The sequence below is a fragment of the Methylopila capsulata genome (assembly GCF_016907975.1).
GTDB lineage: Bacteria > Pseudomonadota > Alphaproteobacteria > Rhizobiales > Methylopilaceae > Methylopila > Methylopila capsulata.
Genome location: NZ_JAFBCY010000004.1, coordinates 384,770 through 402,935, shown reverse-complemented (window position 1 = coordinate 402,935; position 18,166 = coordinate 384,770). Strand labels below are relative to the sequence as shown.

Sequence of the window (18,166 nt, the reverse complement as noted above, 5' to 3'; positions counted from 1 at the left end):
CTCTCGTCGTCAGCGACCGCCCTGCGTTTCGCCCTCGGTCGGCGGGGCCAGGTCGAACGTCGGCGGGAGCGTCGGCTGAGGCGGCGCGAGCAGTTGCAGCTCCTTAAGACGCTCCTCGTCCGCCTTCCGCTTCTCGTCCGTGACCCGTTGCTCCTCGGCGCGACGCCGCTCCTCCGCGGCGGCGCGTTCGCGCGCGAGCCGGGCCCTCTGCTGGATCTCGGCTTCCATCACCTCGATCCGCTTCGTCTCGCGCTCGACGGCACGCACCGAAAGCCAGCTCGTCAGGGCGGTCGCATCCAGCTTTCGGCGCGGCGCGGCAAGCGGCCCCTGGAACGCGACGCCGAGCTGCGGAGCGTCCGCCCGCCGGGGTCCCAGGGTGAGCGTGGCGTCCAGAGCGAGCCGCGACAGATCGATCGAGACGCCGCCGCCGAGCCGGGCCGCCGCACCCTCGTCGACGATCGCGCCGGAGCGCAGCACGCCCCCCGAGATCGTGAAAGGCGCTCCGAGGCGCGGCGCCGTGAAATCCGCCCGGCCGATCAGCGCTTCTAGCGCGCCCGCGATCTTCGGCGCCTGGAGCGGCAGTCCCTGCTCGATCATCGGCTCGACCGCGTCGAGCGCGGCGGCGTCGAGGCCGCGGATCGCGGCCGAGCGCAGCGTCGCGGAGCCGGCGCCGGCGAGGCTCGCCATGATCGCCGAGAGGCTGCGGCCGGAGCCCTGCGCCTCGACCGTTCCTTCGATCACCCCAATCAGCTCGGACGCCACGCCGAGGCCCGTCAGCCGTTCCAGACGCACGTCCTTCGCCGCGGCCTTCACCGCAAGCGTCGCCTCCAGACCCGGCCGGGAGAGATCGAGCGAACCGGTTATTCCCCCGCCGGCGAGATTGGCGGAGAACCGCTCCACGGATGTCGCGTTCGGGCGCAGCGCCAGGGTGAAGCGCACGTCCGTCGCAGGCTCGGCCAGTCCCAACGGCATGCGCCGCGCCGAGACCGCGATCCGCCCGTTGAGGCCGCGCAGCGGCGAAGGTCCGAAGGCGGCGGACGGCCAGACCGAACGGCCGCTTTTTGTTCCGGCGGTCAGGCCTTCGGGCGAGAGGCCGAGCGCAAGAAGCGCGGCGGCGGGCGCCTCGTCGACCGTGGCCTCGCCCTCAAAGGCCGCCCTGGCGTCGAACGGGACGACGAGCCGGCCGGATATGGCGCGATCGGCGATTGATCCGGTGAGGGTCTCGATCGCCGCCTGATCGGCGGTAACTGCGACGCGGGCCGCGAGGTCGACAGGGATCGCTGGCGTAACGCCGGGCGTGAGGCGCCCCAGAGCTTCGGCGAAGGCGGCGATATCTGGCGATTTGAGCGTCACGTCAGCCGCCGCGGACAGTCTTTCTGCAGGCGCGAACGCCACGTCGCCTTTGGCGGCGAGGTCGAGGCCGAGCGCTGCGAAGCGTGCGTCGCCCGTCATGCCGCTGGCCGGCGCTCCCTTGAGCGCCAGCGTCAGGCGCCCTCCCTCCGCGGACGCCACAGGACTGGTCGCCAGACCGACAAGGGCTGCGAGGCTCCGTCCGTCCGGCGAACCGAGCTCGAGCGCCATGTCCATGTCGGCGTCGAGCGCGAAGCGCGGCGTCGAGAGCCGCGCCTCGAAGGCCCCGCCGGCGGCGCTTCCGCGTGCCGTGACGCGGTGGCCGGCCGCGCCGGTGGTGAGCTCGACGGCGGCTTTCGCCGGCTGCAGCGCCGCCGCGCGGCGGGCCAGCACGTCGGCTGCCCCGCCGGCGCCGTCGATCGCGCGCGCGAAGGCGATGAGCCCGTCGAGCCGCTGCGCGTCGACGTCGAAGGCGAGCCGTCCTTCCGGACCCTCGGCGCCCGCGCCGATGCGCCCTCGCCCGGAGATTTTCGCGCCGCCTGCGTCCGCCACGGCGAGCCGCCGCACCTCGAAGCCGTCCGCGTCCAGCGCCGCGTCCAGGGCGACGTCTCTCAGCGAGACGCCGAGCAGCGTCAGGGCGTTTGCGTCAAGCGTCACGGCGACGTCGGTGTCGGCGCCGCGGATCAGGCCGGCGACGAGCCGATCCGCGCCGAGCGCGTCCAGGTCGAGCTTGTCGGCCGTGAGCCGCGCTTCCAGGGCGGCGCGCTGGCCATCCTCCGCCCCCCGCCACGCGAGCCGCCCCGACGTCACCGCGCCGTCGCCTTCGATTCGCGCGTTGTCGACCGCCAGCCCGCCCATCCGCGCGCTGACGTCGCCTTTGACGGACAGGCGGCGAATAGCAGTCCGCCCGCCCTCCCCCACGCCGCCTTGCAGCCAACGGCGAAGGCCCGCGAGGTCGCCGGCCGCGAAATCGATCTTGCCGGCGAACCCCGGCTCTCGGTCCACGAACACCAGCGCGCCCGACGCCGCCAGGCGCGCGTCGCCGGGGAGGCCCACCGACGCGCGGGCGACCCGCCAGACGTCGTCGTTCGCCACCAGCTCGGCGGAGAGAGTGCGGGCGACGTCACCGGCGAGGACGACCCCGCCGACGTCGATGGTGATGCGGCCGGGCAGCAGCGGTCGCGCTGCGCCGGCGAACCGAGCCGCAATCTGCTCGATGACGCCAAGCGGCGTCTTGGGACGGTCGGCTCCAGCAAAGCGATCGAGGTCGAGCTGGCGCGCCCCGAACGCCAGGTCCACGCGCGGCGTCGCACCCAGGGTCAGGGCGCCCTTCCCCGCGAGACGCAGGCCGCGCTCGTCCGGCCCGTAGGCCGCGTCGATCGAGTCGAAGGCGAGGCGCGCGCCGTCGCCCGCAACCTTCGCCGTGAGCCGCCATGGCGCCGCTTCGGCCTTCGCCTTGCTGTCCTTCGGATCCGACTTCGTCTCCGGTCGGGCGACGGACGCCTGACCTTCGAAGCGCGGCTTTGCGGCGATCGTCAGCGCGCCGTCGAGGTCGAAGGTCTCGGGACGTCCGTCCAGGGAGGCCGCGAGCTTCAGCCGAAGCACGCCGAGGTCGTCCGCTTTCGCGGTGGAGAGCTTGAACGTAGCGCGGCCGGACGCCGTCGTGGCTGCGCCCTCGAAGCGGAATGGCCCGCGCAGCGAGCCCGCCTCCGCCACGCCGTCGATGGCCGTCAGCGCCAGCGGCCCGGAGGGCGTCGCGAGGCGAAGGGCGCCGTCGACGATCTCCGCGCGCTCGAAGGAGATGCGGTCCGCATCGCGAGCGCCGCGCGCGCCGGCGCCGAAGGGCGTCGTCAGAACGCCGCCGGCGGTGGCGGCGAGGTTCAGCACGGGGCGGACGAGCTTCAGCCGCTCGGCCTTCGCCTCGCCCCTCAGCAGCGGACCGATGGCGAGGGTGATCTCGATCTCGGAGGCTTCGAGCCGCGCGTCGCCCGCGCCCGCCGTGACGCCGCGAAACCGGACGTAGGGGCTCGGCAGCAGCCGCGCGTCGACGTCGCCGGAGACGGTCACCGGCGCCCCAACCAGCGCGCTCGCCTGCGCCGCGAAGTCGTCGCGATAGGCGTTCCAGTCGATGAACCACGGGCCGACCAGCGCCGCGACGAGCGCAAGAACGAGCGCAAGTCCGAGACCCGTCAGCGCATTGTTCACCAGAGACCGCCGTTTCTTCGCCTCATCCCCCGGCGCGGCCTCACCCGGCCGCGGGCGCGCCAGCCGGGCGGAGGACCGGCGCGCCGCATCGCACTCTATAGCCCTGCGAAGGGCTTACACAGTCACGATCTTTCCGGGATTCATGATGTTTTGCGGATCGAGCGCCAGCTTGATGGCCCGCATGGCGGCCAAGGCCGCCGCGCCGTGCTCGGCCTCGAGATACTTCATCTTGGCCTGGCCCACGCCGTGCTCGCCGGAGCAGGTGCCGCCCATGGCGATCGCGCGCTCCACCAGCCGGGCGAGGAACGCCTTGCAGGTCGCGACGTCCGCGGGATCGTCCATGTCGACCAGCGGCTGGCAGTGAAAATTGCCGTCGCCGACGTGGCCCACGATCGGCGAGACGATGCCGCTCCTGGCCAGGTCGCGCTTTGTCTCGGCCACGCATTCGGCCAGCCGCGAGATCGGCACGCAGACGTCCGTCGGCACGCTCTTCGCGCCCGGACGAAGCGCCAGCGCGGCCCAGAACGAGTCATGCCGCGCCTGCCACAGCTTGTTCCTGTCCTCGGCCTTGGTCGCCCAGTCGAACGGGCCGCCGCCAAACTCTTCGGCGATCTCCCCGAAGCGCTCGGCCTGCTCCTTCACGCTGGCGTCCGTGCCGTGGAATTCGAGGAACAGCGTCGGCGTCTCGACGAGCGAGAGCTTGGAGTAGGCGTTGGCCGCGCGCACCTGGACCTCGTCCAGCAGTTCGATGCGGGCCACCGGCAGGCCGGACTGGATCGTCATGATGGTCGCGTCGCAGGCCGCCTCCACGCTCGGGAACGGACAGACGCCGGCCGAAATCGCCTCGGGAATGCCCTGCAGTCGCAGGGTCAGCTCGGTGATGACGCCGAGCGTGCCTTCGGCGCCCACGAGCAGCCGCGTGAGGTCGTAGCCCGACGACGACTTTTTGGCGCGCCCGCCGGTCGTCATGATCTCGCCCGAGGGCAGCACCACCGTCAGCGCCAGCACGTTGTCCTTCATGGTGCCGTAGCGCACCGCGTTGGTGCCGGAGGCGCGGGTCGAGGCCATGCCGCCGAGGCTCGCGTCCGCGCCGGGATCGATCGGAAAGAACAGGCCCTGGTCGCGCAGCGCCTCGTTCAGCTGCTTGCGGGTGACGCCCGGCTGGACGACGACGTCCAGGTCCTCGGAATGCACGGCGACCACCGCGTTCATGCGCGCGGTCGAGATCGAGATTCCGCCGAGCGGGGCGTTCACGTGGCCTTCGAACGACGAGCCGATCCCGAACGGCACCATCGGCACGCCATGCGCGGCGCAGAGCCGCACGATCCCGGCGACCTCCTCGGTGCTCTCGGGAAACACGACCCCGTCCGGCGGCTGGTTCTCGATCCATGTCAGGGTATTGGCATGCTGTTCTCGCACGGCGCGCGAGGTCGAGAAGCGATCGCCGAACCGGTCCGAAAGGGTCTCGAGCACGGTCTGAAGCGCGAAACTCTCGGGGCGCAGGGCGCCGGAGGTTGCAGAAGCAGGCATGTTCGGCGATGTCCTTCCCGGTCGCTGGTCCGGTTCAGAGTCGCCGGACCGGTGTTTGCCGAAAGTCTAGCAGATTTCCCCGCCATCGCCCCCGCGGCGCCCCCGGAGCGGCCTTGCGTGCCACACATCATCTATTACGCCGCCACCAGCCTCGACGGTCGGCTCGCAGGCCCGGGCGACGCGCTGGCGTTTCTCGAAGCGCTCGCTGACCCGGAGAGCTACGGGGACGACGCGTTCGAGCCGTTCTTCGACACGGTGGACGCGATCGTCATGGGCGCGAAGACCTTCGCCGTGCTGCAGGCTGCGATCCTGGCGGACGAAGCCGACGGCTGGCCCTACGGCGACCGCCGCACCATCGTCATGACGCGCAAGGACCGGATCGCCCCGATGGCCGGGGCGGAGGTCGAAGCTTTCGCGGGGACGCCGCGCGAGCTCGCGGAGGCGCTCGACGCGGCGGGAAGCGGCCGAGTCTGGCTCGCCGGCGGCGGCCGTCTGGCGGGCGCGTTCTTCGACGACGACCTGGTGGACGAGATCGTCCTGACGCTCGTCCCGACGATCCTGGGCGAAGGCCCCGCCCTCGCGGAAGGCAGCGGCATCCCGCTGCGCGACTTCGGGCTCAAGGGCGCGACCCAGGGAGCGAACAGCGTGGCGCTGCGCTATGTCCGGCTGCGCTGAACCGGAGATCCGACGATGACCGACGCCGCTTTCGTCACCGCCCCCCTGCCGATCGAGCGCTCCTACCTCGACCACAACGGCCACGTGAACATGGCCTACCATCTGGTGCTGGTCGATCAGGCGCTCGACCTCTCCTTCGCGGCGTTCGGGGTGGACGCCGCCTACGTCCAGGATCTCGGGCTCTCGACCTTCGCCGGCGAGATGCACGTCCGCTACCTCAACGAGATCAACTTCGGCGACGTCATAAGTGGCCGCGTGGTGTTTCTGGAGGCCGATGCGAAGCGCGTGCGCTGGGCGGTCGAGTTGCGCCGCGAGGCCGACGGGGCCGTGACCACGACCGTCGAGGGCGTGACGCTGTCGGTGTCGCTCGCGACGCGGCGGGTTGCGCCCTTCCCTGACACGGTCCGGCCAGCGATAGCCGCCATGATCGAGAGCCATAGGCGGGAAGCCGCGAAGCTGGACTGGCTCGGTCGCCGCGTCGGCATGCAGCGCTGAATGGGCGACAAAAAAGGCTCCGCAGCATGGCTGCGGAGCCTTTTTCAGATCCTGCGGAGGGACCGATCGGTTCAGTCGACGACTTCGACGACCTTGCGGTCGCTGTCGACGATGTACCGCTTCTGGTTGATCACGGTGTAGCTGTAGTCGCTGTCCGGCACGCGATAGACCTCGACGGTCTGCGGCACCGGCTTGCCCACCACCACGTCGCCTTCGTAGACGACGGAGGGGCGCTGCTCCTGCACCACATAGGTCTTCACGCGCTCCGGCGGGGACGCCAGCGTGCCGATCACGCCGCCGGCCACGCCGCCAGCCACTGCGCCGACCGGGCCGCCGAGAACCGCGCCCGTCGCCGCGCCGCCGGCGATGCCCGCCGCCGTACCTTCGGCCGCGAAGGCAGCAGCGGGAGCCGTAGCAAGCGCGACGGCCAGAGCCAAAGTGCTGATCCGCATAATGTCTTTCCTCCTCTTGTCCGCCCGCTCAATAACGCGGAGTCGCAATTGAGGTTCCGTGGCCATTAAACTTATCGACCGACAACATTGCGGGACGGTTTCTTCGTACCTCTTTTGAGCCAGGGGTTCGCCGGGCGGGCGAGGCTCGCAGGCGGCCAAGGCGAGCCTGCGCCCTCGCAATCCGGACCCGACGGCGCCATTTTGTTCTCCTATGGCGATTGAGTCGCCGCGGCTCGTTCGCCGCGCCGCGCCTCGCCCCCAGGAGCTGCAGACCCTTTGCCTGACCAGAACGCCCGCCATCCGGACGACGACCTGACGCTGCCCGCGCCCCGCGCCGGGGGCATCGCCGCGCGCGCGGCCGCAGCCCTTCGTCCCGCCTCCGCGCCGGATTATTTTCAGGGGCTGAATCCCGAGCAGCGGGAGGCGGTCGAGACGCTCGACGGCCCGCTGCTGGTGCTCGCGGGCGCCGGAACGGGCAAGACCCGCGTGCTGACCACGCGCATCGCGCACATCCTGGCGCTCGGCAAGGCGCGGCCGTTCGAGATCCTGTCTGTCACCTTCACCAACAAGGCCGCGCGCGAGATGCGCGAGCGCGTGGGCAAGCTGTTGGGCGAAGCCGCCGAGGGCATGCAGTGGCTCGGCACCTTCCACTCCATCGGCACCCGCATCCTGCGCCGCCATGCGGAGCTCGCGGGCCTGTCGTCGAGCTTCACCATCCTCGACACCGACGACCAGATCCGCCTGCTGAAGCAGGTGCTGTCCGCCGAGAACATCGACGACAAGCGCTGGCCCGCGCGCCAACTGGCCTTCGCGATCGACGGCTGGAAGAACCGGGCGCTTGCGCCGAAGGACGTGCCGGCCGGCGAGGCGCAGAGCTTCGCCGCCGGCCGCGGCGCCGAGCTCTACGCCATCTATCAGGCGCGGCTGCGCCAGCTGAACGCGGTCGACTTCGGCGACCTGCTGCTGGAGCCGATCCGGCTGTTCCGGGAGCACCCCGACGTGCTGGAGCAGTACCACCGCCGCTTCAAATACATGCTGGTGGACGAGTACCAGGACACCAACGTCGCCCAGTACCTCTGGCTGCGGCTGCTGGCGAAGGGCTCCTCCAACCTCGCCTGCGTCGGCGACGACGACCAGTCGATCTACGGCTGGCGCGGCGCCGAGGTCGAGAACATCCTGCGGTTCGAGAAGGACTTTCCGGGCGCGAAGGTCGTGCGCCTCGAGCGCAACTACCGCTCGACCGGCCACATCCTCAACGCCGCGTCCCATCTCATCGCCCACAACCAGGGCCGCCTCGGCAAGACGCTGCGGCCGCAGACCGAGCTTGGCGAGAAGGTCACCGTCGCCGGCGCCTGGGACTCCGGCGAGGAGGCGCGCCAGATCGGCGACGAGATCGAGTCGCTGCAGACCAAGGGCCACAAGCTCGACGAGATCGCGATCCTCGTGCGCGCCTCGTTCCAGATGCGCGAGTTCGAAGAGCGCTTCATCACGCTGGGCCTGCCCTACCGCGTCGTCGGCGGTCCGCGGTTCTACGAACGCGCCGAGATCCGCGACGCCCTCGCCTATCTGCGCGTGGTCGCAAGCCCCGCGGACGGCCTCGCCTTCGAGCGCATCTACAACACGCCGAAGCGCGGCCTCGGCGATGCGGCGCTGAAGCAGATCGTCGACCTGTCGCGCGCCGAGGAGGTGCCGCTGCTGGAGGCCGCGCGCCGCCTGCTCGACGGGCCCGACCTGAAGCCGAAGCCGCGCTCCACGCTGAAGGAGCTGGTGCAGTCCTTCGACCGCTGGTCGGCGCTGATCGACAAGATCCCCCACACCGCGCTCGCCGAGCAGGTGCTGGAGGAGAGCGGCTACACCGATATGTGGACCAAGGACCGCTCGGCGGAGGCGCAGGGGCGGCTGGAAAACTTGAAGGAGCTGGTGCGCTCCATGGAGCCGTTCGAGAACCTGCGCGGCTTCCTCGAACACGTCTCGCTCGTCATGGACGCCGACCGCGGCCCGGGCGAGGACGCCGTCACCATCATGACGCTGCACGCCGCCAAGGGGCTGGAGTACGACACGGTGTTCCTGCCCGGCTGGGAGGAAGGCCTCTTTCCCCACCAGCGCTCGCTCGACGAGAGCGGCCGCGCCGGGCTCGAGGAGGAGCGCCGCCTCGCCTATGTCGGCGTCACGCGGGCGCGGCGTCGGGCGAAGGTGTGGTTCGCCTCCAACCGCCGCATCCACGGCATGTGGCAATCCTCGCTCCCCTCGCGCTTCCTCGACGAGTTGCCGGAGGCCGACGTCGACGTGATCGAGGCGCCGGCGACGTTCGGCGGCGGAAGCGGCGGCATGGGCGGGTCCTACGGCGCGAGCCGCTTCGACCGCGCCGAGCCGTTCAAATCGACCTACGACACGCCCGGCTGGCGCCGCGCGCAGGAAAACCGCGGCCCCGCCTCCCCCGGCCCCGGCGCGCGCCGCAGCGGGCCGATGACGATCGAGGGCGAACTGGTCGCCTCCTCCACCGCGAAGTCCGCCGGCTTCGGCAAGGGCGCGCGCGTGTTCCACCAGAAGTTCGGCAACGGGACTGTGGTCGAGGTCGACGGCAACAAGCTCACCGTCGCCTTCGACAAGGCCGGCCACAAGCGCGTGGTGGACAGCTTCGTGAAGGCCGCCTAACTCACCTCGACGATCGCTTTTCGCCCGCGACGTCCCGATCGCATCAAAGGAAGCCGATCATGCAGACGTCGCAGACCGACGAAGGAACGCGCGTGATCGCGGAGATCGCGCAGCGTCACGGCTTCGGCCCCGAGGCGGGCCAGGCCATGGTCGCGGCGCTGGAAGCCGGCGCCGGCGCGATGGCGCAGTTCAGCCATTACGAGCTGGGCGGCATGGGCCAGTGGTCGCGCGGCGGCATGCTGATGATCGGCGACATGTTCAACAACGGCCTGAAGGCGCGGGTCGGCGCCCTCGCCGACGACCTCGCCGCCGCGATGGCGGGCGGCGCGATCCCGGCCCGGCGGCCCGCCCCCGGCCAATCCTCCGCGGGATTCGCGAACTGGTGGCCCGAGGAGCTCGGGGCGCCCTCCGCCACCGGCGCCCAGAACGGACGGCGCTACGCGGTGTTCCCCGCCACGCGCCGGCTCGCAATCGAGCGCGACGGGCAGGTTCGGATCTACGACACCGGGGACCACAACATCGGCGGCGCCGGCCAGCAGCAGGGCGGCGGCGACAGCCTGAGCTTCTCCACCGACCGCGGCTCGATTGGCGTGCATGACCTTCGGGAGGTCGACGCCCAGACATCCGCCGCCCCGGACCCCGCGCCCAGGTCGTCCGACGGCTGGCAGCAGCAGCAGCAACAGCCAGCGGCCTTGCAGACGTTCATGGAGGAGCCCCGCTCAGCTCCTCGGGCGCAGGCGCAACCCGATACGCCGCAAGCCCCCGCCCCCCGCCCGAACGGCGAGAGCGCCGACCCGATCGAACTCATCCGCAAGCTCGCGGCGCTCAAGGACGCGGGCGCGCTCACTGAGGACGAGTTCCAGGCGAAGAAGATCGAGCTGCTCGCCCGCATCTGAGGCGGCATCGGCGAGGCTCGGACCGGTTCCCCTCCGCGGGCGGACCGGCTATGGCTCCCCGCTCAAGGCCGGGACCCGCCGTCGAGGTCCCGAGCAACGTCGCTGAAGGTCTCGTCTCCATGTCCACGCCCCTCGTCCGCCTCTGTCTCGACGAAGCGACCGCTAAGCGCGTCGCAGACGTGCTGGAGGAGGCCTTCCCGTTCGGCGAGGCCTCCATCGCCGCGTTCGAGGTGACCAAGGACGACTGGACGGTCGAGGTCTACGGCGGCCCGGACGCGACCGCCGAGGAGCTGGCGTCCGCCCTGCGCGAGGCGCTGGGACCGGAGAGCGCCGGCCTGCGCATCGAGGCCGACGCCGTCGAGGAGGCCGACTGGGTCGCGAAGAGCCTCGCGGGGCTCGCGCCCGTGCCGGCGGGCCGCTTCGTGGTCCACGGCTCCCACGACCGCGACAAGATCCCGGCGGACGTGATCGGCATCGAGATCGAAGCTGCTCTGGCCTTCGGCACCGGCCACCACGGCACCACGCGTGGCTGCCTGCTCGCGATCGACGAACTGCTGACCGAGCGCCGCTTCGAGCGGGTGCTCGACCTCGGCTCCGGCACCGGCGTGCTGGCGATCGCCATCGGTCTCGCCCAGCAGGCGCCGGTGCTCGCGACCGACATCGACGAGACCTCCGCGCGCATAGCCGGCGAGAACGCCGAGGCGAACGGAGCCGGCGCCTTCGTTGAGTCCATCCACGCCACCAGCTTCGACCATCCCGTCTTCGCGGAGCGCGGCCCGTTCGACCTGATCGTCGCGAACATCCTGGCCGGCCCGCTGGTGGAGCTCGCCCCCGACGTGAAGCGTCATCTGGCCGCCGATGGCCGCGTGGTGCTGTCGGGCCTGATGAACCACGAGGAGGACCGCGTTCTCGCGGCCTACGCGGCGGAAGGCCTTGGGCTGATCTCCTCGCGCCAGCTCGAAGGCTGGTCGACGCTGATGCTCAAGGCATGATCCGCCCTCTCGCTCTGCGCTACTGCCGTGGGACTCGAGGCCTGAGATGAGCGCCAAGCCGAAGCGCGGTCCGGAACGCCGCGTGATGTACGTCGAGAGCAAGAGCGGAACCATCGAGGGCGTCGCGGCCCGGATCGGCTGGGTCGAGTTCTCGAAGACCGGCCAGACGATCTACTACCGTGGGCTGATGCTGCAGAAGGGCGTCGTGCCCCGCGGGAACTGCTTCGACGTGATCACGGGCGACGTGTACTGGGTCTCGGACGTCAAAAAGCGGGGCTCCAACACCCACCCCGACAATCTCGACCTCGAGGTCGAGATCGATCCGGACGCCCTGGACGAGTACCGGCGGATAAGGTCGACTTGATCGTCGGCGGCTCCGCTGTCGTCGGTCACGCGCGTGCGATGTTTACGGAACAGATCTGATGTTCGAAGCGAAGTTCCAGTCCTTCGACGAGACCTCCGACCCGTCCCAGGGCGCGCCGCGGCTCGCCGCGCTTCGGGCGAGGCTCGCGACGCTGACGCTTGACGGTTTCCTGCTGCCGCGGGCGGACGAGCACCAGAACGAGTACCTGCCGCCTTCCGCCGAGCGCGTGGCCTGGCTCACGGGCTTCACCGGCTCCTACGGTTTCGTCGTCGTGCTCGCCGACCGCGCCGCGCTGTTCGTGGACGGGCGCTACACCGTGCAGGCGCGGACGCAGGTCGACGCGTCCTGCTTCACGCCGGTAAATGTGGGAGACACGCCGCCGACGGAGTGGCTGAAGCGCAACCTCAAGGCCGGCGCGCGCGTCGGCTACGACCCGATGCTCCACACGCTCGAGGGCATCGAGCGGCTGGAGAAGGCCGCCGACCACGCCGGCGCGGCTCTGGTCGCGGTCGAGACGAACCCGGTCGACGCGATCTGGAGCGACCGGCCGGCCCCGCCGCTGACGCCGGTCGTTCCGCACGACCCGGCCTTCGCCGGCGAAACGGTGGACAGCAAGCTCGGTCGGATCGTCGACGAACTCGCCAGGGCGCGCGCCGACGCGCTGCTGGTGACGGACGCTCATGCGCTGGCCTGGGCGTTCAACATCCGCGGCTCCGACGTCGCGCACACGCCGCTGCCGCTCGGATTCGCGATCATTCCGGCCGAGGGTCGGGCCACGGTGTTCCTCGACGGGCGCAAGCTTTCCAACGCGGTGCGGGCGGATCTTGAAGCGAACGCGGAGCTCGCCGAGCCCGCCGCGCTGGACGCCGCGCTCGGTCGCTTGTCGGGCAAGACCGTGCGGGTGGACGCCTCAGGCGTCGCCGCCGCCTTCGCCCGCAGGCTGGAGGCAGGCGGCGCCCGGCTGCAGCGCGGCGCGGACCCGATCGCCAAGCTCAAGGCGGTGAAAAATCCGGTCGAAATCGACGGCGCGCGGGCCGCGCATCTGCGCGACGGGGCGGCGCTCTGCCGCTTCCTCGCCTGGCTCGACGCCGAGGCGCCCAAGGGGACGCTGGACGAAATCGGCTCGGCCGAGGCGCTGGAGAGCTTCCGGCGCGAGACCGGCCTGCTGCGCGACGTGTCGTTCCCGTCGATCTCGGCCGCCGGTCAAAACGCGGCCTTGCCGCATTACCGAGTGACGCGCGCGAGCAACGCGCGGTTAACTCCGGGTTACTTTCTGATCGACAGCGGCGCCCAGTACGAGGACGGCACCACCGACGTCACGCGCACCGTGGTGATCGGCCAAGCCAGCGACGAGATGAAGGACCGGTTCACGCGCGTCCTGAAGGGCCACATCGCGATCTCGACCGCCGTGTTCCCAAAGGGGGTCTCCGGCGCGCAGATCGACGCCTACGCGCGGCGCCCGCTGTGGGAGGCCGGCCTCGACTTCGACCATGGCGTCGGCCATGGCGTCGGGTCCTACCTGTCGGTGCACGAGGGTCCGCAGCGCATCTCGAAGCTCGGGACCACGCCGCTCGAACCCGGCATGATCCTCTCCAACGAGCCCGGCTACTACAAGGAAGGCCATTACGGCATCCGCACCGAGACGCTGGTGCTGGTCGAGCGCCGGCGGATCCCCGGCGCCGAGCGCGAGATGTACGGCTTCGAAACCCTGACGCTGGCGCCGATCGACCGCCGCGCGATCGTCTCCGAGCTGCTGACGGCGGAGGAGCGCGCGTGGCTCGACGCCTATCACGCGCGGGTGCTGGCGGAGATCGGCCGTCTGGTCGATCCGGCGACAGCGGCGTGGCTCGAGGCCACCTGCGCGCCGCTGTAAGGCGGCTTCCCAGACCAGACCGCCCTCAGCCGCGCGGCGTCAGGCGCTCGGCGGCGCGCTTGCGTCCGATGAAGGGCAGCAGCTTCGCGAGCTCCGGCCCATGCGGCCAGCCGGTCAGCGCGAGGCGGAGCGGCGCGAACAGGGCCCGGCCCTTCCGGCCGGTGGCGGCGCCGAGCGCCGCGGTCCAGCTCTTCCAGGTCGTCTCGTCCCAGGGCTCTGGGGGCAAGGCCCGCAGCGCTTCGGCAAGGAAGCTCGCGTCGTCTCCGGAAGGACGCTCCGCGGTCGCGGGCAGCGGCGCGGTCGCGATCCGCCACCAGTCGAGCGCTTCGTCGAGCCGGGCGAGATTGCCGCGAACCGCCTCCCAGAAGGCCGCGCCGCCCCCGACGCCGAGCGCCAGAAGACGGGAAGAGACCGCAGCGTGGTCCAAGCCATGCAGGGTTCTGGCCGAAAGGGCCTGAAGGTCGTCCTCGTCGATCCGGGCCGGCGCCCGCGACAGCCGCTTCAGATCGACGAGCGCCGCCAGCGCGTCGAGGTCCGCGATCGGCCGCACGGCTTCGGCCGAGCCGATCAGCGCGACATAGGCCGCCACCGCCAGCGCCTCGACGCCGCGCTCGCGCAGCGCGCCGAGCGACAGGCTGCCCTCGCGCTTCGACAGACCGGCGCCGTCGGCGGCCGTCAGCAGATTGTGGTGCGCGAAGGCCGGCGGCGCGGCGCCGAGCGCTGTGAACATGTCGATCTGCACCGCGGTGTTGGCGACGTGGTCCTCGCCGCGCACCACTTCCGTCACCTGGAGATCGACGTCGTCGACCACGCTGGTGAAGACATAGAGAAAGGAGCCGTCGTCGCGCCTGACGACCGGGTCGGACAGGCTTCCGAGATCGATCTCCTGCCGCCCTCGGACGCCATCGTCCCAGCCGATGCGGCCATCGGACAGCCGGAAGCGCCAATGCGGCGCGCGGCCCTCGGCGAGGTAGGCGGCGCGTTTTGCGTCCGTCAGCCGAAGTGCGGCCCGGTCGTAGACCGGCGGACGTCCCGAGGCGCGGGCAAGCCGACGCGCGCGGTCGAGCTCTTCCTCGGTCTCATAGGCGGGATAGACGCGGCCGGCGGCCTGCAGGCGCGCGAAGGCGGCTTGGTAGAGCGCGTCGCGGTCGGACTGGCGCACCTCGACGTCCGGGGCGAGACCAAGCCAGGCCAGATCCTCGCGGATGGCCTCGGCATACTCCTCACGCACGCGGGCGCGATCGGTGTCGTCCAGCCGAAGCACGAAGCGCCCGCCCCGCTTGCGCGCGGTCAGAGCGTTGAGCAGCAGCGTGCGGGCGTTGCCGAGATGAAGGCGCCCTGTCGGCGAAGGCGCGAAGCGCAGCACGTCCGGAGCGCGTGTCGCAGTCACGGGGAAAGATCTCCGGGCTCAACGGTCTTCCGGCGCCGCGCCCGGTCGCGCGGGATCGCTCGAAGCCGGAAACTGGTGGGCGGTGACGGGCTCGAACCGCCGACCCTCTCGGTGTAAACGAGATGCTCTACCAACTGAGCTAACCGCCCTCCGGCCGGATATGGAAACGCCGCTCCCGTGCGGGAAGCGGCTGGTTCGGCCGGGCAGTATGACGGGCGTCGGCGGGACGCCTCTTTCCGGACGAAGCCGGAAAGATCGTCCGCGCCGACGATCCGCGTCAGGCGTTGACGGCGTCCTTCAGGGCCTGGCCGGCCTTGAACTTCGGCGTCTTGGACTCCGGGATCTTGATGGTTTCGCCGGTGCGGAGATTGCGGCCGACGCCGGCGGCGCGCTTCACCACCGCGAAGGTGCCGAAGCCCACGAGACGGACCTCTTCGCCCTTCTTGAGAGCAGCGATCACCGCGTCGAACGTCGCGTCGACGGCCTTGGCGGCGTCGAGCTTGGTCAGGCCGGACGTCTCTGCAACTTCGGCGATCAGATCGGATTTGTTCATCGTTCCCTCCATGAACACGTCGGGAATCGCGCCTTTGGCGCGTTCCGTTGAACGAGCCCGCGCACACTTTCCGAAAATGGCAGTGGCTGCAAGGACGGACGCGCCGTTTTCCGTCATTTTCTACGCGTTTCGACCGATATAACGCCCCAAAAGGGGTACCCTATTCCGGACCCGCGCGAAAAGTCCACGCCGGCCGTCCCGCGTTGAGACGGCCGGCGCAGTAGGCTTCAGTGGGCCCGCATGCCCGCCGAATCGTCCTCGACGGGGTGCGCCGGCGGAGGGGTCACCGGCTCGTCCCATTCGATCGGCTCAGGCTTGCGCAGCAGAGCGCGGCTCAGCGCCTCGTCGACGAAGCGAACGGGGACGATCTCAAGCCGGCTCTTCACGCTGTCGGGGATGTCCGCCAGATCCTTGGCGTTCTCCTCGGGGATCAGCACCGTCTTGATGCCGCCGCGGAGCGCCGCGAGCAGCTTCTCCTTGAGCCCGCCGATCGGCAGCACGCGGCCGCGCAGCGTGATCTCGCCGGTCATCGCGATGTCCTTGCGGACCGGGATGCCCGTCATGATCGACACGATGGCGGTCGCCATCGCGACGCCGGCCGAAGGACCGTCCTTTGGGGTCGCGCCCTCCGGCACGTGCACGTGGATGTCCCGCTTGTCGAACATCGGAGGCTCCACGCCGAAGTCGACGGCGCGACTGCGGACGTAGGACGCCGCGGCCGAGATCGACTCCTTCATCACGTCCTTCAGGTTGCCGGTCACCGTCATGCGGCCCTTGCCGGGCATCATCACGCCTTCGATCGTCAGCAACTCGCCGCCGACCTCCGTCCAGGCGAGACCCGTGACCACGCCGACCTGGTCCTCGGTCTCCGCCTCGCCGTAGCGGTAGCGCTGCACGCCGAGGTAGTCCGCGAGGTTGGCGTCCGTGACCTTGACCGACTTCTGCTTCTTGGCGAGCACCAGCTCCTTCACCGCCTTGCGAGCGAGGTTGGACAGTTCGCGCTCAAGATTGCGGACGCCGGCTTCCCGCGTGTAGTGCCGGATGACCGCGAGCAGCGCCGCGTCGTCGACGGAGAACTCCTTCGCGCCGAGGCCGTGCTTGGTGAAGATCTCGGGCAGCAGATGCCGCCGGGCGATCTCGACCTTCTCCTCCTCGGTGTAGCCGGCGATGCGGATCACCTCCATCCGGTCCATCAGGGCCGGCGGGATGTTCAGCGTGTTCGCCGTCGTCACGAACATCACGCTCGACAGGTCGTAGTCGACCTCGAGGTAGTGGTCGTTGAACGAGGCGTTCTGCTCGGGATCGAGCACCTCCAGCAGCGCGGACGCCGGGTCGCCCCGGAAGTCCATGCCCATCTTGTCGATCTCGTCGAGCAGGAAGAGCGGGTTCGCCTTCTTCGCCTTCTTCATCGACTGGATGACCTTGCCGGGCATCGAGCCGATGTAGGTCCGGCGATGACCGCGGATCTCCGCCTCGTCCCGCACGCCGCCGAGCGACATGCGCACGTACTCGCGCCCCGTCGCCTTGGCGATGGACTTGGCGAGCGAGGTCTTGCCGACGCCGGGAGGGCCGACCAGGCACAGGATCGGGCCGGTCAGCTTGTTGGCGCGGCTCTGCACGGCGAGGTACTCGACGATGCGCTCCTTGACCTTCTCAAGCCCGAAGTGCTCGGACTCGAGCAGCTTCTCGGCCGCAGGCAGGTCCTTCTTGACGCGGCTCTTGACGCCCCACGGGATCGACAACAGCCAGTCGAGGTAGTTGCGCACGACGGTGGCTTCCGCCGACATCGGGCTCATCTGCCGCAGCTTCTTGAACTCGGCGTCGGCCTTCTCGCGCGCTTCCTTCGAGAGCTTGGTCTTGGCGATGCGCTCCTCGAGCTCGCCCAGATCGTCCCGGCCGTCGTCGTCGCCGAGCTCCTTCTGGATCGCCTTCATCTGCTCGTTCAGGTAGTACTCGCGCTGGGTCTTCTCCATCTGGCGCTTGACGCGCGTGCGGATGCGCTTCTCGACCTGCAGCACCGAGACTTCGCTCTCCATGAGCGACAGCACCTTCTCGAGCCGCTGGAAAACGTCGACCAGCTCCAGCACCGCCTGCTTCTCGGGGATCTTGACCGCGAGATGCGAGGCGACGGTGTCGGCGAGCTTGGACGCCTCCTCGATCTGCGTGACGGCCCCGACGACCTCCGGAGAGACCTTCTTGTTGAGCTTCACGTAGTTGTCGAAGTCCGCGGTCACGGAGCGCGCCAGCGCCTCGACCTCGACCGGATCGCCGATCTCGTCCTCGATCGGCTGGACGCGCGCCTCGAAATAGTCCGTGCGGTCGGTGTAGCCGACGACGCGGGCGCGCGACTGGCCCTCGACCAGCACCTTGACGGTGCCGTCCGGGAGCTTGAGCAGTTGAAGCACGGAGGCGAGCGTGCCGACCTCATAGATGCCGTCGGCCGCCGGATCGTCGTCCGTCGCGTTCTTCTGGGTCGCGAGCAGGATCGGGCGATCCGCCTTCATGACCTCCTCGAGGGCGCGGATGGATTTCTCGCGGCCCACGAACAGGGGCACGATCATGTGGGGGAAGACCACGATGTCGCGAAGCGGCAGCACCGGATGGACGTCGGCGCCGCCGGTGTCGGCAGGCGCGCGCGATTTGGCAGTGGTCATCGTCTGGTCCTTGTCACCGGCCCGCGCCGGACGCCTTGGGAGCGCGTCACGGCGGAGCCACGATTCGGCGCGGTCGTCAGGT

The 18,166-nt window shown here is 70.3% G+C and carries 13 protein-coding genes and 1 tRNA gene; 7 read left to right on the top strand and 7 right to left on the bottom strand.

The genetic code is table 11. The features are described from left to right. Positions 1-9: 9 nt before the first annotated feature. Both JOD31_RS17760 and JOD31_RS17755 read right to left on the bottom strand, forming a co-directional pair. On the bottom strand, positions 10-3,555 hold the full coding sequence (locus JOD31_RS17760; RefSeq protein WP_204951760.1) for an AsmA family protein: 3,546 nt from the start codon (positions 3,553-3,555) through the stop codon (positions 10-12). A gap of 114 nt (positions 3,556-3,669) precedes the next feature. Continuing rightward, positions 3,670-5,085: an FAD-binding oxidoreductase gene (locus tag JOD31_RS17755; protein WP_204951759.1), complete on the bottom strand. Its 1,416-nt coding sequence runs from the start codon at positions 5,083-5,085 to the stop codon at positions 3,670-3,672. Positions 5,086-5,202: 117 nt separating this feature from the next. On the opposite strand from JOD31_RS17755, the gene JOD31_RS17750 reads away from it, so the two are divergent. Then, positions 5,203-5,760: a dihydrofolate reductase family protein gene (locus tag JOD31_RS17750; protein ID WP_204951758.1), complete on the top strand. Its 558-nt coding sequence runs from the start codon at positions 5,203-5,205 to the stop codon at positions 5,758-5,760. Positions 5,761-5,775: 15 nt separating this feature from the next. Further along, the gene (locus tag JOD31_RS17745) at positions 5,776-6,255 is read left to right on the top strand and encodes an acyl-CoA thioesterase (protein WP_204951757.1); all 480 of its coding nucleotides are present in this window, start codon (positions 5,776-5,778) and stop codon (positions 6,253-6,255) included. Between the two features lie 71 nt (positions 6,256-6,326). On the opposite strand, the gene JOD31_RS17740 is transcribed toward JOD31_RS17745, so the two are convergent. Next, positions 6,327-6,707 (bottom strand): DUF1236 domain-containing protein, encoded by a 381-nt coding sequence (locus JOD31_RS17740; RefSeq protein WP_020185448.1) that lies wholly within the window; start codon positions 6,705-6,707, stop codon positions 6,327-6,329. Between the two features lie 276 nt (positions 6,708-6,983). On the opposite strand from JOD31_RS17740, the gene JOD31_RS17735 reads away from it, so the two are divergent. From JOD31_RS17735 to JOD31_RS17715, 5 genes are all read left to right on the top strand, one after another. Continuing rightward, positions 6,984-9,362, top strand: coding sequence for an ATP-dependent helicase (locus tag JOD31_RS17735; protein WP_204951756.1), 2,379 nt, complete (start codon positions 6,984-6,986; stop codon positions 9,360-9,362). Positions 9,363-9,421: 59 nt separating this feature from the next. Then, a complete protein-coding gene (locus JOD31_RS17730) occupies positions 9,422-10,258 on the top strand; it encodes an SHOCT domain-containing protein (protein WP_204951755.1) in 837 nt (278 codons plus the stop codon). Positions 10,259-10,377: 119 nt separating this feature from the next. Beyond that, positions 10,378-11,250, top strand: a complete 873-nt coding sequence (locus JOD31_RS17725) for a 50S ribosomal protein L11 methyltransferase (protein WP_204951754.1) — start codon at positions 10,378-10,380, stop codon at positions 11,248-11,250. A gap of 46 nt (positions 11,251-11,296) precedes the next feature. Next, positions 11,297-11,614: a hypothetical protein gene (locus tag JOD31_RS17720; protein WP_020185452.1), complete on the top strand. Its 318-nt coding sequence runs from the start codon at positions 11,297-11,299 to the stop codon at positions 11,612-11,614. A 58-nt stretch (positions 11,615-11,672) separates the two neighbouring features. Then, positions 11,673-13,487, top strand: a complete 1,815-nt coding sequence (locus JOD31_RS17715; RefSeq protein ID WP_204951753.1) for an aminopeptidase P family protein — start codon at positions 11,673-11,675, stop codon at positions 13,485-13,487. 25 nt (positions 13,488-13,512) lie between these two features. Here the strand turns inward: JOD31_RS17715 and JOD31_RS17710 are convergent, their stop codons facing one another. The 4 genes from JOD31_RS17710 to lon form a co-directional block, all read right to left on the bottom strand. Further along, on the bottom strand, positions 13,513-14,877 hold the full coding sequence (locus JOD31_RS17710) for a glutamate--tRNA ligase (RefSeq protein ID WP_271206211.1): 1,365 nt from the start codon (positions 14,875-14,877) through the stop codon (positions 13,513-13,515). A gap of 73 nt (positions 14,878-14,950) precedes the next feature. Next, a tRNA-Val gene (locus JOD31_RS17705) sits at positions 14,951-15,026 on the bottom strand. A gap of 128 nt (positions 15,027-15,154) precedes the next feature. Continuing rightward, a complete protein-coding gene (locus tag JOD31_RS17700; protein WP_271206212.1) occupies positions 15,155-15,547 on the bottom strand; it encodes an HU family DNA-binding protein in 393 nt (130 codons plus the stop codon). Between the two features lie 110 nt (positions 15,548-15,657). Continuing rightward, on the bottom strand, positions 15,658-18,084 hold the full coding sequence (gene lon, locus JOD31_RS17695; RefSeq protein WP_204951752.1) for an endopeptidase La: 2,427 nt from the start codon (positions 18,082-18,084) through the stop codon (positions 15,658-15,660). Positions 18,085-18,166: the final 82 nt, after the last annotated feature.

Bases quoted from the DNA above. Each gene is read 5' to 3' on its own strand.
- JOD31_RS17715 (WP_204951753.1), top strand. From the start codon at position 11,673: ATGTTCGAAGCGAAGTTCCAGTCCTTCGACGAGACCTCCGACCCGTCC.
- JOD31_RS17720 (WP_020185452.1), top strand. From the start codon at position 11,297: ATGAGCGCCAAGCCGAAGCGCGGTCCGGAACGCCGCGTGATGTACGTC.
- lon (WP_204951752.1), bottom strand. From the start codon at position 18,084: ATGACCACTGCCAAATCGCGCGCGCCTGCCGACACCGGCGGCGCCGAC.
- JOD31_RS17755 (WP_204951759.1), bottom strand. From the start codon at position 5,085: ATGCCTGCTTCTGCAACCTCCGGCGCCCTGCGCCCCGAGAGTTTCGCG.
- JOD31_RS17740 (WP_020185448.1), bottom strand. From the start codon at position 6,707: ATGCGGATCAGCACTTTGGCTCTGGCCGTCGCGCTTGCTACGGCTCCC.
- JOD31_RS17730 (WP_204951755.1), top strand. From the start codon at position 9,422: ATGCAGACGTCGCAGACCGACGAAGGAACGCGCGTGATCGCGGAGATC.
- JOD31_RS17700 (WP_271206212.1), bottom strand. From the start codon at position 15,547: ATGACGGAAAACGGCGCGTCCGTCCTTGCAGCCACTGCCATTTTCGGA.
- JOD31_RS17745 (WP_204951757.1), top strand. From the start codon at position 5,776: ATGACCGACGCCGCTTTCGTCACCGCCCCCCTGCCGATCGAGCGCTCC.
- JOD31_RS17725 (WP_204951754.1), top strand. From the start codon at position 10,378: ATGTCCACGCCCCTCGTCCGCCTCTGTCTCGACGAAGCGACCGCTAAG.